General features: G+C 71.5%; 13 protein-coding genes, 1 tRNA gene and 1 pseudogene. 5 read left to right on the top strand and 10 right to left on the bottom strand.

Annotated elements, in window-relative coordinates; all coding sequences use genetic code 11:
• Nucleotides 1-50: 50 nt before the first annotated feature.
• Complete coding sequence (locus OG852_RS03880) at nt 51-1,043, top strand: alpha/beta hydrolase (RefSeq protein ID WP_133916101.1); 993 nt, start codon at nt 51-53, stop codon at nt 1,041-1,043.
• A 32-nt stretch (nt 1,044-1,075) separates the two neighbouring features.
• On the opposite strand, the gene OG852_RS03875 is transcribed toward OG852_RS03880, so the two are convergent.
• Nucleotides 1,076-1,759, bottom strand: a complete 684-nt coding sequence (locus OG852_RS03875; protein WP_133916100.1) for a class F sortase — start codon at nt 1,757-1,759, stop codon at nt 1,076-1,078.
• Nucleotides 1,760-1,863: 104 nt separating this feature from the next.
• Nucleotides 1,864-2,349, bottom strand: a complete 486-nt coding sequence (locus OG852_RS03870) for a sortase (protein WP_133916099.1) — start codon at nt 2,347-2,349, stop codon at nt 1,864-1,866.
• Nucleotides 2,350-2,702: 353 nt separating this feature from the next.
• Here OG852_RS03870 and OG852_RS03865 point away from each other — a divergent pair.
• Nucleotides 2,703-2,776, top strand: a tRNA-Met gene (locus tag OG852_RS03865).
• A gap of 645 nt (nt 2,777-3,421) precedes the next feature.
• A complete protein-coding gene (locus OG852_RS03860) occupies nt 3,422-4,273 on the top strand; it encodes an NlpC/P60 family protein (protein WP_133916098.1) in 852 nt (283 codons plus the stop codon).
• A gap of 84 nt (nt 4,274-4,357) precedes the next feature.
• Here OG852_RS03860 and OG852_RS03855 read toward each other — a convergent pair whose 3' ends face one another.
• From OG852_RS03855 to OG852_RS03845, 3 genes are all read right to left on the bottom strand, one after another.
• Complete coding sequence (locus OG852_RS03855) at nt 4,358-5,089, bottom strand: IclR family transcriptional regulator (RefSeq protein WP_330347083.1); 732 nt, start codon at nt 5,087-5,089, stop codon at nt 4,358-4,360.
• A gap of 162 nt (nt 5,090-5,251) precedes the next feature.
• On the bottom strand, nt 5,252-5,944 hold the full coding sequence (locus OG852_RS03850; RefSeq protein WP_330347082.1) for a PASTA domain-containing protein: 693 nt from the start codon (nt 5,942-5,944) through the stop codon (nt 5,252-5,254).
• Nucleotides 5,945-6,072: 128 nt separating this feature from the next.
• Nucleotides 6,073-6,660 (bottom strand): hypothetical protein, encoded by a 588-nt coding sequence (locus tag OG852_RS03845; protein ID WP_133916095.1) that lies wholly within the window; start codon nt 6,658-6,660, stop codon nt 6,073-6,075.
• A 146-nt stretch (nt 6,661-6,806) separates the two neighbouring features.
• Between OG852_RS03845 and tpg the strand changes: the two are divergent.
• Both tpg and OG852_RS03835 read left to right on the top strand, forming a co-directional pair.
• Nucleotides 6,807-7,055: pseudogene (tpg, locus tag OG852_RS03840) on the top strand (telomere-protecting terminal protein Tpg); the annotation flags it as partial.
• Between the two features lie 165 nt (nt 7,056-7,220).
• Nucleotides 7,221-7,634, top strand: a complete 414-nt coding sequence (locus OG852_RS03835) for a hypothetical protein (RefSeq protein ID WP_330347080.1) — start codon at nt 7,221-7,223, stop codon at nt 7,632-7,634.
• Nucleotides 7,635-8,026: 392 nt separating this feature from the next.
• Here the strand turns inward: OG852_RS03835 and OG852_RS03830 are convergent, their stop codons facing one another.
• Genes OG852_RS03830 through OG852_RS03810 form a run of 5 tightly spaced genes read right to left on the bottom strand, consistent with a single transcriptional unit; the run spans nt 8,027 to nt 13,333 of the window.
• Nucleotides 8,027-8,923: an HAD-IIA family hydrolase gene (locus OG852_RS03830; RefSeq protein ID WP_330347079.1), complete on the bottom strand. Its 897-nt coding sequence runs from the start codon at nt 8,921-8,923 to the stop codon at nt 8,027-8,029.
• On the bottom strand, nt 8,904-10,379 hold the full coding sequence (locus OG852_RS03825; protein ID WP_330347078.1) for a biotin carboxyl carrier protein: 1,476 nt from the start codon (nt 10,377-10,379) through the stop codon (nt 8,904-8,906). Before OG852_RS03825 ends, OG852_RS03830 begins: the two co-directional genes overlap by 20 nt.
• Nucleotides 10,372-11,736, bottom strand: a complete 1,365-nt coding sequence (locus tag OG852_RS03820; protein WP_330347077.1) for an acetyl-CoA carboxylase biotin carboxylase subunit — start codon at nt 11,734-11,736, stop codon at nt 10,372-10,374. Before OG852_RS03820 ends, OG852_RS03825 begins: the two co-directional genes overlap by 8 nt.
• Nucleotides 11,733-12,230 (bottom strand): acetyl-CoA carboxylase biotin carboxyl carrier protein, encoded by a 498-nt coding sequence (locus OG852_RS03815; RefSeq protein ID WP_133916090.1) that lies wholly within the window; start codon nt 12,228-12,230, stop codon nt 11,733-11,735. The genes OG852_RS03820 and OG852_RS03815 overlap by 4 nt, the downstream gene beginning before the upstream one ends.
• Nucleotides 12,227-13,333, bottom strand: a complete 1,107-nt coding sequence (locus OG852_RS03810; RefSeq protein ID WP_330347076.1) for a PEP/pyruvate-binding domain-containing protein — start codon at nt 13,331-13,333, stop codon at nt 12,227-12,229. The genes OG852_RS03815 and OG852_RS03810 overlap by 4 nt, the downstream gene beginning before the upstream one ends.
• Nucleotides 13,334-13,347 lie beyond the last annotated feature (14 nt).

The following is a 13,347-nucleotide window of genomic DNA, read 5'->3' as shown; positions in this document are numbered from 1 at the left end:
CCCAGGGTCTCCGCGCCTCGACGCAGACCCCCTCCCAGGAAGGCAGAACCATGTCCAGCTCCCGCCCCGCGATCGACAGCGAACTCGCCGCAGCACTCCAGGCCATGCCGTTCGGCCCGAACGGTGTCTTCGACCTGACCGACATCCCCGCCACCCGCGAGGCCGTCCGCGCGCTCGCCGAAACCATCGCCGCCACCATCCCCGACGAGCCCACCGTCACCGCCGACGAGCTCCACGTGCCGCGCGCCGACGCCTCCGACGTCCCCCTCCTGCTGCTGCGTCCGCGGAACGCGCCCGGACCGCTGCCGGTCATCGTGTGGTTCCACGGCGGTGGGCAGGTGCTCGGCTTCGCCGCCCAGGACGCACCCTGGCTCAAGCAACTGTCCGCGGCACTCGGCTGCGCCGTCGCCGCCGTCGACTACCGCCTGGCCCCGGAAACCCCCGCGCCCGGCGCCGCCGAGGACGGATACGCCGCCTACCGGTGGATCGGCGACCATGCCGCCGATCTCGGCCTCGACCCCACCCGGGTCGGGCTGGCCGGCCAGAGCGGTGGCGCAGGCATCGCCGCCGCAACCGCCCTTCTGATCCGCGCCCGCGGCGCGGCGACCCCCCTGTTCCAGATGCTGCAGTACCCGATGCTCGACGACCGCAACACGACCGACTCGAGTCTGCGGATCACCGACATCGGCATCTGGGACCGCGCGACCAATCTCCTCGCCTGGCAGGCGATCCTCGGCGACCGCGCCGGCACCGAGGACGTCACGCCCTACGCCGCCGCCTCCCGGGCGACCGACCTCACCGGCCTGCCCCCGACCTTCATCGGCGTCGGTGAACTCGACGTCTTCCGCGACGAGAACCTCGACTACGCGGCGCGGCTGCGCGCCGACGGCGTTCCGGTCGAGCTGCACCTCTACCCCGGCGCCTACCACGCCTTCGACCTGTTCGCCCCGCAGTCCCACCTCGCGGAGAGCTTCCGCCACGCCCGGAACAACTACCTCGCCCGCCACCTCACGAAGGCCCCGGCAGCGCGGGCCGCCGCGTAACGGCCTTGTCCGGTGCCGGGAGGGTGCGGTGGCTAGATGACCGTGGTGAGTGTTGCGTACACGACGACGTTGCCCTGGTAGCCGGTCTGCTTGGTGAAGCCGCCGCCGCAGGTGATGACGCGTAGTTCGGGGCGTCCGGTGCTGCCGTACACCTTCTCGTTCGGGAAACGGGTCTTGTCGTGGACCTCGATGGCCTCGATGGTGAAGACGGCCGTGCGCCGATCGGCCCGGTCGATCTCGATCGTGTTGCCTTTGGTGAGGGCGCCGAGTCCGTAGAAGACGCCGTGGTTGCCGGTGCGCAGGTCCACGTGGCCGGTGGTGATGGCCGTGCCGGCGGATCCTGGCGGTGTGCCTTCGCTGTACCAGCCGGCGAGGTTGGGGTCGTCGGCCGGCGGCGGCTTGAGCGCTCCCTTCGCGTCGAGGTGCAGTTTGGTGAGAGCGGCGTCGACGTTGATGGCGGGGATCCGGAGCCGCAGGGGGTCGGCGGGCGGCAGCGGGGGGACGGCGAGGTCTTCCGGGAGGACGGTGTGGTGGGCGGCTGGGGGGCCGGGCAGGGGAGGGAAGGCCTGGTCCGCCGAAGGCTGTGGCGGCTGCTCGTAGTGCAGCGCGCCGGCGACCAGCACGGCGCCGGCCACGAGCGTCCACAGGAGAAGTCCGGCTGAAGGAATGAACGAGGACGAGGACGAGGGCGTGGGGGTGGTGCGCCTGGAGGTCATCGCGTTCGGATCTCTGCCTGGTACGGGAGGAGGGGGGCGGGGCGATCGGTTTCCCGCGGCTCCCGGGAAGGGGTAGGCAACGGGAGCCGCCGGGACACGGGCCGTCAGTTCCCCTTCACGCTCGAGCGGTGACGCATTCTCACCGTCCCTCCGGCCGCGGCCGCGGCGATGAGCGCCGCGCCGAGGGCGAGTTGCGGGCCCGTGTTCCCCGCCGGCCCGAAACCGGCTTCGACGGCGCCGTCGGGCCGGCGTGCGGTGAGCTGGTACGAATCCGTGATTTTGATCCGCGGCGGGCATTTGACGGTGACGGTGTCGGTGCCGGCCGAAGATCCTTCCGGCACGATGAACTCGCCGGTGAGGACACCCTTCCTGTCGCCTTCGAAGAGATGGAACGCTCCTGCCAGCTCCGACTCTCCCTTGCCGTAGGTCACGTCCGGGCCGCAGGCGGTGGTGCTGACGGTGACCGTGGAACCGTGGGCGCCCTGCCGGATGTCGAGACCGGAGTCTTCGGCGGCGGCGGCGACCGGAATCTGCAGAGCGAGGGCACCGGCCATCAGGCCGATACCGATACCAACGTGTGTGATGCCCACGAGAACCCTCCAGCTGAGCGACTTGCGGCCTGTCCGTGCGGCGCCTGTGTGCACGCCACTGACGAGGCAACCGACGATGCGTCAGATCCGCAACCGGAGGGTTCGGCCGAGTGAGGTTCGGACAGGCGTACACGGCCTCGGCGGGTGGGCGTGCGCGCAGGTCAGGCGCGTGGGTATCGCGATGGGGGAGCAATCGCCGGAGGTCGGCGAACAGGCTAATGGACGCACACCTCGCGAGGGCCCGTCGCTGTGCCGGACCTGATGCCGTCCCCGTTGTGGAGCGGCCTCCGCCTCGTGCCTCGCGGTAAATCCCTGCCCGGTTCCACCGGCATGACGTACGCTGGTTCTACCGACGCGCGGTGGAGCAGCTCGGTAGCTCGCTGGGCTCATAACCCAGAGGTCGCTGGTTCAAATCCGGCCCGCGCTACGAGATCCGGCCCCTCACCTACATGGTGAGGGGCCGGAGTTGTGAGAGGTGTTAACCGCCGACCCGTGAAACCCCAGCTCACGCGGGGTTTCCCGGCGTCCCCCCGGATGGACGACGGGAAACCCGTCGACCCCGGTGGCCCCCCGGGACAGGCCGATCCCGTCAGCTCGAAGCACGGCCTGCGACGACGCAGGAGACCCGCCAGGGGGAAACATGGGCAAGATGTTGAGGGCCGCCGCCGCGTTCGCGAACGCGGCCACGGCAGTGGTGGCGATGAGCGGCGCCGCCCAGGCCGCGCCCGCCGACGACTCTGCGCGACTGGATCCACGCCGACCGGGCCGGACTCCTCATCCACCAGCAACTCACCCACGCCGCCGCCGAACGGGAGCGCGAGCACCGTGACCCGTCCGCTCTCTACCGCGGCACCCGCCTCGACACCGTCCGAGGCGCGCGGGGCCGTGTCCGTCACCCCCGCGTGCACGCGGCCCTGACGGTGCGTGAGCGGACTCCGCCGGTGGGAGGGGGTTTCCCAAGGGTTTCCCGTTGCCCGTCGGAGTGGGCGACGCGGGGTGCTCGACCCGCCGGGTCCCGGTCGGCAGGCTGGTGCACGACCATGCACGCATCAAGGAAAACGGGGGTCCCGGCATGCTACGGCGGACCGGAATCATCGGCACACTCATCGGGCTGATCGCCCTTCTCCTGTGGGCACCCGCGGCCGTCGCCGCGCCGGCCGCCCCGGCGGCAAGCGGCTGCGGAGTCCTCGCCTCCGGCGGCTCCGCCGCCGCCGAGCGCGCGATCGCCGCCGCCTGCGCCCAGGTCGACGCGGGCACCTGGTACACCTGGGGCGGCGGCCACGGCGCCCAGCCCGGCGCCACCTACGGCCAGGTCGACCCCACCGACCCGGCCAGCGAACACGACCCCGAGCGGCGCGGCTTCGACTGCTCGGGCCTGGTCCGGTACGCCTACGCGCAGGCCGCCGGCTCCGACATCCTCAACGGCGTGGCCAGCCAGCAGTACTACACGGTCCGCGCGGCCGCCCGCTTCACCGCCGCCGAGGGCACCGCCCCGCTGCTTCCCGGCGATCTGCTGGCCTACGGCACCCGCCAGGACCTGCACCACATCGCGATCTACCTCGGCGCGGGCAAGATGGTCGAGGCGAAGCAGTCGGGCACGCGCCTGATGGTCAGTGATGTCCGCCTGGGCGGCGACTACTTCGGGGCCGTCCGCGTCAACACCGGTGCGGTCACCGGACACGTCTTCCAGACCTGGGGCACCGGGGTCTGGACGAAGGAGGCACCCTCCGTCCGTGCCGGCCGTGTCTACGCCTTCTCCGACTCCACCACCATCCGCGTCGAGTGCCAGAAGCACGCGGAGGTCGTCACCTCCGACGGCTACACCAACGACGCCTGGGCCTATCTGCCCGACTACAAGGCGTGGATGACGAACATCTACATCAAGGGCCCGGCCTGGCTGGACGGCGTACCCACCTGCCCCTGAAGAACCCGACCTCGTCCCCCGGTGCCCGCCGCGCGGCCGGCACCGGGATCGAGCACACCCTTCGCGCCACCGAGACCTTGCGTTTCATCGGTGGCGCAGCCGCGCGCCGATGGCTCTGCCGGTGCGGTCCAGGGCGTCCGCGAGCCGGTCCAGGCGGTGTGCGGGGTCGGTCACCACACACAGAGCCGCCACCGGGGTGCCGCCCGCGCCGCGCAGCGGGACCGCGGCGCAGCAGACCCCCGGAACCACCTCCTCCCGGTCGTACGCGACACCCCGCTCCCGGATCGCCGCCGCCTCGGCCCTCCAGGAGGCCGGTGACGGGCCCGGCGGAAGTTCCGCCGGTGCCCCGGCCACCAGCACCTTGCCCGCCGCGGTGAACCAAGGCCACACCGCCTCGTCACAGAGGGGAGCAAGCGCGTCGTCCGTCACGCAGACCGTCCAGTCGAGGACCAGCGTCCGCCCCTCGCTCAGCACACTCACCCCCACCATGGTGCCCGTGGCACGCGCCAGTCGGCGTGCCGGCTCCCGTGCGGCGGAGCGCAGCCCGGAGTACGGCTGCCACCCCTGCCCGAGGCGGAACAGACGCGGCCCCAGCCGGTAGCCGCGCCCGCGTCGCTCGACCGCACGCAGCCCGACCAGTTGGTCCAGCAGCCGGTACGCGGTCGTCCTGGGCAGTCCGCACTCCGCGGCCAGCGTGCTCAGACCGGCTTCGCCCTGCCGCTCCACCACGTCCAGGAGTCTGAAGGCGCCTTCCAGCACACTCCGCCCGCTGCCCTCCGGCGAGGACACTCCCCGTTGCCCGTTCAAGCCCGTCACCGTTCCCCCCGGCGCTCCCGACAAGTGCCTGGCTCCCGGGCCGGACCCGAACGACCGGCCGCCCGCCCCTGCGAGGATGCCTCGTGCGGCGGAACGGAACATGAGTAGCCGTTACTCAACGCCTCGCTCGTCGACGCGGCACCTCGTGGGGAACCGGCCGGATCACTGGCACTGGGCCGGCGGCGTGGGCCTCCTTCCGAGTGTGATCGAGACGGGGGAACCCGGGAGCAGTACGGTGCCCGCGCTCGGACTCTGCGACCTGACCCGGTTGACGCTCTCGCAGTCGACGACACTGCCCACGCTGCCGAGCACGTATCCGGCGGCCCTGAGCGCCTGGGTGGCCTGTGCCTGTGTGGCACCCCGCACGTCGGGCACGGTCGTGACACCGGTGACCGACGCCGAGACGGAGGCCAGGCTCCTGCTGAATCCGGTGGGCGAGGAGGTGTCGACCACCGTGATGTTCCAACTGGCGGTGCCGGGCTGGTCGATGAACACCGACTGCGATCCGCCACCGACCGGGAAGACCATGGTGGAGGGGTTGAAGCCCGGCCCAGTGATCACCAGCGCGTCCTCGGCCGTGTTGTCCACGCAGTCCGCGCTCCACCGCACCAGGGCGTTGTGCCCGTACACAACCGGTGACGGTGTCACGGACACCGTGGCGGTGGCGGTGACCGCGCAGTTCAGCCCGGGATCGTCGGCGTAGGCGGGTGTCACGGCGAAGGCGGCGGCCACCAGTGCCGCCACGACCACCACCACCGCCTTGGGCGAGCGCGCCACGCGAGCCGCCCGCCTGCGCAGCCCGGCGGCCGTCCTGGCGTACCCCTGACGCCCCGTTGGCTTTGCCGCTTCTCTCATCGGTCCCCCTGTGCCTCTTCCTCGTATGCCGTGTGATCGGAGCCATCAGCATGGGGGGCTGTCATGCGGCCTGTCGCTCGAGCGTCCGCTCAACGGAACAACCGCGAACGGGCGCGGGGGACCCCTGTTCAGGTGGCGGATCCGTCACCCGGGGGCCAACGCAGGAGATGCAGGCAGATGACCATGGCGAGGAAGGTCTGCCGCTCGGAGGCGTCCAGGAGCGGGGTCGATTCGGCGACGTACTGCTGCAACCCCAGCAACTTGTCGACGGTGGACGCCGTGACACGACCGAGGGTCTCCGGCTTCGGGGTCCGCAGTGGATCGGTCTCGGTGAGCTGCCATTCGGCCGAGAGGTGAGCCAGCCGCGTCAGGAAGAGCGGGCGGCTCCGCTCCGTCCGGAAGCTCAGCTGCCGGGTCTTGACCGGTCCTGAGGCGCGGGCGCGGCCGACCTCCTGGCCGTCGGCGTCGATGAACCGGAAGTGCGTCGGGCTCATGGGCAGTAGGCCGAACCGGGCGCGCTTCTCGATTCGGACGATGAACTCGCCCGACATGCGGGCCAGGTGGAAGTCCCTGTCGGCGATGTTCGTCACCTCGGCGAGTGGTGTCCCCTCCACGGTGGCCACGGCCAGCTCGGGACCCCGGTAACGGCGCCACCACGAACGCTTCGGCTGCCTCACCACGACGGCCGTCAGCCCGAACAGGTCGGGTTCCGTCATCGGCCTTCCTCTCCCCCTCGGCTGCCCCCACGATCCCCCACGCCCACTGTGACGGAGACCTCCTCGGTTTCCCATCCCCCCGACACATACAGGGCGGGGCTTCATCCGGAGCCTCGGAGCGTGGATCAATCCAGGGTTAATTGGCCCGTGCCCGCTTCGGCTACACCGCGCCCGTCGGCACCACCGACGACGGCCGCCTGCGCCGCATCACCGTCCACCTGCCGGCCGAGTACGCCCGGCGCCTGTTCGACGCGCAGCAGAGCATCGGCGCGCAGAGCCCCAACGAGGTCATCGCCGAGGGCATCCAGGAGTTGTACTTCAAGGACCACGGACGCCGCGCCGAACAACTGGAAGTCGAGTTCACCGACATCGACTATATCGACGTGTCCTTCTGATCCCCCAGGGCCACTTGCGCCGTGGGCGGCGCACCTGAGCCGAAGCACGATGGGCCTGACGGTCCGGAAGGGCCGGGCCTGTCCCGTGTCGCACGTGCCGCGGCGCTCTATCGGCGTGCGGGGCAGCTGATGTGTACTGACTGCCTGCTGCATCGAGGGGGAGGCATGCCGAACACGCCGGAGCCGGGAACACCGGAGTCAGCACATGAGGAGGAGCCCTGGCTCAGCAGTGACGAAGTCGCGAAGCTGTGGCCGGTGCGCAAGATGTGGCTGCCGGGTGTCGCCCGTCGTGCGGATGTCCGCGTCCGCAGCTTCGGCGGGGCAAGCCGGGGCACGTGGGGAGCGGAGCCGACCTTCTACTACTTCCACCCAGGGGATGTACACAGGGCCGCGCCGGCCGTCGCCGGGGGAGACGTCGACATCCCGTCAGACTGGCGCACCGACACTCCCGACGGCCGGCGGGCAGAGTTCTGGGGCACGTTGATTGCTCGCGTCGCCGGCACACTCGTCATCGCGGCCGTACTGTGCGGGCTCCTCCTCATCCTGGGCACAGTGATCTTCTTACTGACAGTGGAATGATCACTGCCGCCGTCGCCGACGGACCGCCTCCTGTGCGGAGCCGGAGTCCGCCGTCTCGGTGTCGGCGGCGCCGGTGAGGAGCGGCCCGTCGCCGCGGGCGGCTCTGCGGAATTGCGGGACTGGCCGCGCCGGCGGCTCTACTGACGCGCGTCAGTGGCGCGCGTCCGTGGACCTCAACCGGAGATCCGGCGGTGGACAAGGCCGCCAGGCCGAGCCGCTCACGACGTCTCCCCGGGCCGTAGCCCCGGCTCCTCCCGGAGGAGGAGACAGCAGCTCCGGCTCGTGCAGGGACACCAAGCGGGATTGCGAGCGTCCGCACGATGCCCCTGCACCCCCTCTCCCGTCAGGCTGGCCGTCCACCCGAACCTGACCTGGAGACCCGTTTCCCGTGGCTACCTTGCTCCACCGGCTGGGCCGGACCGCCTTCCGACGACGTTGGGCAGGAGGTCGAGGAGGGCGTCCACGCCGTCCACGGTGAGATGAGGGCGCTGTTCGAGCGGCAGTGCCGCCGAGTGGTCCGCCAGGTGGATGCCCGTGGCCACCGCGATGCCGAGGGCGTCGGCGCGCCGGGCCATCGCCATCTCCAGCTCCGGGTCGTCCCCGACGACGGCGAGCTGCCGCGGGTCGACGCCCAGCCGGCGCGCGGCGCAGCGCAGACCGGTCAGCGAGGGCTTGCCCACGATCTGTTCGGTGACGCCCGTGACGCTGCTGATCATGGCGCAGATAGCCCGGGACGTGCCCAGGGCCCGGCCGTCGGCGCTGGCGAAGAACACCGACTGCGAGCTGCTGTACAGGGTGGCGCCGCCGAAGACGGCGTGGCAGGCCGCCTCCAGGTCGTCCATGGTGAACTCCGGGTACCAGCCGACCAGTACGGCGTCGGCCTGCGGTTTCCCCTTCGGCTCGACGATCTCGACGCCGGCCCGCCGGAGCGGCTCCTTCAGACCCTCCCCGCCGAGCACCAGCGCGCTGCGGTGTCCGATGGCCAGGAAGTGGTCGACGGCGCTGGTCGCGGGGGTGAGCATGGCGGCGTCGGGCAGGTCGAAGCCGATGCGGCGCAGCGCCTCGGCGTAGGCCTCGGGCGTGCGGGTGGTGCCGTTGGTGAAGGTGACCCAGGGCAGACCGCGGGCGGTGAGGGCGGCGGTGAGTTCCCGGGCTCCGGGCAGGGGCGTGAGCCCGTGGTTGCGCCGGTCGCCCAGGACCAGAGTGCCGTCCATGTCGAAGACGACACCGCGGACGGCCCCCAGACGCTCGGTCAGGTCGGCTGCCGAGTCAGCGGTTTCGGCGGTCACGGTGCAGCTCCAGTCGGAAGTCGGGTCGGTCCAGGACCAGTTCGGGTGTCACCGGGCGGACGCGCAGTGCGTGGAGCAGGTCCAGGACCGGTTTGACGTCGGGGTTGTAGTGACGCCGGGCCGGGCCGGCCGCCACCATGGCGTCGACCTGCTCGGCCGGCATGGTGGCCCGTAGCAGCAGTTCCTCGTCGCTGATACCGCGCGGGAAGCGCCGGCGCAGGTCGGCGACGGTGGGCGGGGGTGCCTCCTGGGCCAGTTCCCCGGCGCGTGGCCGGCCCAGGATGCGGTCGGCGACCTGCGGGTCGACGGGGGCGGTGGGGCGGCCGAAGCTGCCGAGCACATAGCGGATGACCTGGTCGGAGACGTTCTCGTAGCGTTCGGTGCCGATGACGTTGTAGAGGGCCTGGGTGCACACCATCTGGGGGAAGGGGGTGACCATGATGGGGTGGCCGAGCTCGGCGCGGACCCGGGTCACCTCCTCGATGACCGCGTCGAAGCGGTCGCTGAAACCCAGTTCGTCGAGCTGGCGGCGCAGGGTGGTCATCACACCGCCGGCCACCTGGTGGCGCATGAACGCGGCGTCGTAGTCCCGGGGGCCGCCGACGGGCAGCCCTTCGGCCGCCGCCATGCGGTCGAAGTAGTCCGCGACCATGCCCAGCAGCCGGTCGTCGACGTCCACGGTGTGGCCGAGCTCGCGCAGATTGGCCACGACCTGCTGGGCGTTGGGCAGCGATGTGCCGCCTGCCAGAGCCCCGCAGGCCACTTGTAGCGCCTGCACACCCAGTTCGGCGGCCGTGAGGTAGGTGAGGCCGGGCAGGCCGATCGTGCAGTGGGAGTGCAACTCCAGCGGTTTTCCGGAGAGGTTGCCCGAAACGGCCGGGATCAGCGTGGCGGCACGCTCGGAGGTGAGCAGTCCGCCGGGGTCCTTGACATACACGCGGTCGATGTCCGGGCAGGCGGCCATCTGCGCGGCGAGCGCACCGTAGTGCGCGTCGTCGTGGACGTCGCTGACGGTGAAGGTCAGCGCCCCGACGATCTCGGTGGCGCCGGCCGCACGGATCATCCGGGCGGATGCGCGGACGGCGTCCATGTCGTGCATGGGGTCGAGGACGACGTACCGGGTGACGCCGTTGGCCACCAGCCGGTCGTAGACCAGCTGCATGAACTCGGGATGCGCGGCCTCCCAGGAGATGAACCGCAGCCCGGTGCCGATGAACTGCAAGGGGGTGTTCGGCATGGCGCGATGCGTCAGCCGTATCCGCTCCCAGGGGTCCTCGCGGTGGGTGCGCACGGCCATGCCCATGTGGGTGCTGGAGGTGTAGTCGAGGGCGCGGAAGCCGACCCGGTCCAGGACCGGCGCGATCTGGAGGATCTTGCCCGTGTCGAGTCCGGTGGCGCTCCACAGGCTCTGGTTGCCGTCGCGCAGCGACACGTCGACGAGCTGGATGTCAGCCACGGCTGCCTCCTGCCGGATGGTTGTGCAGGAACCGGGTGAACCAGGCGGTGTCCACGCCGCCCTCGGTGAACTCGGCCTGCTCCAGCACCTCTTGGTGCAGCGGGATGTTGGTGCTGACCCCGCCGACCGCGCACCGGGCGAGCGCGCCGCGCAGCCGGGTCAGCGCGTCGGCGCGATCGCGGCCGTGGACGATCAGCTTCGCGAGGAGCGAGTCGTAGTACGGCGGCACGCTCGCGCCGGCCTGGAGGTGGGTGTCGATCCGGATGCCGTCACCGAGCGGCCAGACCGCCTCGGTCACGGTGCCCGGGCTCGGCCGGAAGTCGCGCGCCCAGTCCTCGGCGTTGACGCGGCACTCGACGGCGTGCCCGGTGAAGGACACGTCCGCCTGTCCGAGGGAGAGCGATCGCCCTTCGGCGACGGCGAGTTGCTCGGCCACCAGGTCCAGTCCGGTGATGGCCTCCGTGACCGGGTGCTCGACCTGGATGCGGGCGTTCATCTCCAGGAAGTAGAAGGTGCCCCGGTCGACGTCGACGAGGAACTCGACGGTGCCCAGGCCCCGGTATTCGAGGTGTTTGCCGAGGGCCACGGCGGCGCGGTGCATCTCCTCGCGCAGCGTCGGGTCGAGGGCGGGTGCGGGTGCCTCCTCGATGAGTTTCTGGTAGCGGCGCTGGACGGAGCAGTCGCGGGTGCCGAGGTGGACGACGTTCTCGCCGTCCGCGAGGAGCTGCACCTCCACATGCCGTCCGGTGGCGACGAAGCGCTCGAGATAGACACGGGGGTCACCGAAGGCGGCGCCCGCCTCGGCCACGGCCAGATCGACGGTGGCGGCCAGGTCCGCCGGATGGTGCACCTGCTTCATGCCCCGGCCGCCACCGCCACCCACCGCCTTGATCAGCAGGGGGAAGCCGATCTCCGCGGCGAGTCGCGCCGCGTCTGCGGCGTCCTCCAGCGGCCCACCGGGTACCACCGGCAGCCCCGCCGCGACGGCATGCCGACGGGCCTCCAACTTGTCTCCCACCGCCGCGAGTTGCTCCACGGTGGGCCCGATGAACACGATGCCGGCCTCGGCGCAGGCCCGGGCCAGGCGCTGGTTCTCGGAGAGGAAGCCGTACCCCGGGTGGACGGCGTCGGCATCGGCGGCCTTCGCCGCGGCGAGCACCGCATCCACGTCCAGGTAGCTGGCGGACGACGGGGGAGGGCCGAGGCGCACCACCCGGTCGGCCAGCCTCGCCGGTACGGAGTCGAGATCGGCGTCGGACGCCGCGAGGACCGCCTCGATGCCGAGCCGTTGACACGTCCGTAGGACGCGCAGGGCGATCTCACCCCGGTTGGCGATCAGAACCCGTCGGAGTATCACGACGCCGTCCCTCCGGGGCGCGAGTCGACGAACATCAGCACGGCGCCCTGCTCGGCGAACTCGCCGTCCCGCAGACAGATCTCCGCCACCGTGCCGGACGCCCCCGCGTAGACGGAGTTCATCAGCTTCATCGTCTCGACGATCCCGACCACCGTGGTCTCGGTGACCTCGTCCCCGATCTCCACGAAGGGGGCCGCTCCGGGCTTCGGCGACCGGTAGAACGCTCCCGGCAGGGGCGTACGCACCTCCGTCAGACCCTCGCGGGCGGGCGCCGCCTGCGGCTGCTCGGAAGCGGCGTCGGCGCTCGTCGTCCGCGCTTCCCGGCCGTCGACGAGGACCGGCTCGGCGGTCGTCCGCGCGGACTGGGTCCATGCGCCGTCGTCGCCGCGGCGCAGCGACAGTTCGAAGCGGCCGGTGCGCAGCCGGAGGCGGTCGACCTCCATGCCGTCGATGATGCGCAGGATGTCCTGGACGTCCTCGCCGGTCAGGTTCACTTCGCGCCCCCGCCGGAGCCGGAACCGGAGCCCGTGCCGCCCAGCAGTGCCAGCACATGGTCGAACGCCCTGGCCTTGGGCGCGGCCACCGGGGCCTGTTCGCGGCTCGCCCAGACCGTCTCGGGACGGCTCTGGAGCAGGAAGATGTTGTGGCCCGGGACGAGATTGCGGGAGATCGCCCACTCGATGTCCTGCGGGGTCCCGTAGTGGGACTCGACCTGTCGGCCGAGCCGTACGAGTTCGTGGATCTCCTCGTCGGACAGACAGGGCTCGCTGCGGAGGTACTCCGGTACGTCCTCCTCCAGCACCCCGGAGCCGCTGGGGTCCATCCGGTGCTGTCGTGCCTTCTCCGAGACCGTGCGGGAGCAGATGTCCCCGGTGACCTTGCCGATGACGTACTTGTCGGGTGTCACATCACCGCTGACCAGCGCGGACCCCAGGCCCCAGGAGCCTTCCAGGGCGACGACCGACCGGTCCCCGGTGAGCGGGCTGCGGGTGAACATGACGCCGGCGCAGCGCGGGTCGATCATGCGCTGGACGACGACGGCCATGGCGAGGTCGTGCTCCGGCAGGCCGAGCCGTCGCCGGTAGCTGACCGACTCGACGCTGTAGAGGCTGGCCCAGCAGCGGCGGACGTGCTCGACGAGGGAGTCCTCCCCGCGCACCCACAGATAGGTGTCCTGGAGTCCGGCGAAGCTCGCGTCCTCCGCGTCCTCGCTGGTGGCACTGGAGCGTACGGCGACGGGGGCGGGCTCGCCGGGGGTGTCGGACTCGCCGTCCAGGTCGCGGTAGTGGCCGCGGATCGCCGCCGCCACCTCCTCGGGCAGGCCGGCCGCCTCGATGCGTTCCCTGACCGGTGCGACCGCGCGGGCGATCGCCTCGGTGTCCCGGGCGTCCAGCGCCTCGACGGCGGTGCGGATCTCACCACCCGGGTCGAGGGCGGCGAGGAAGGCCTCGAAGGCCGCGGTGGTCACGACATAGCCGGGTGGTACGGGCGCGCCGGCGAAGGTGAGTTCGCCGAGGCTGGCGCCCTTGCCGCCGACGGTGGGCCGGTCGGTCAAGCGGAGTTCCCCGAACGGTCGGGCGAAGGGTGTCGTACTCATGGTGGTGCCTTCCG

Source organism: Streptomyces sp. NBC_00582 (genome assembly GCF_036345155.1).
Lineage (GTDB): Bacteria > Actinomycetota > Actinomycetes > Streptomycetales > Streptomycetaceae > Streptomyces.
This window is presented reverse-complemented; position numbering and strand designations above follow the sequence as displayed.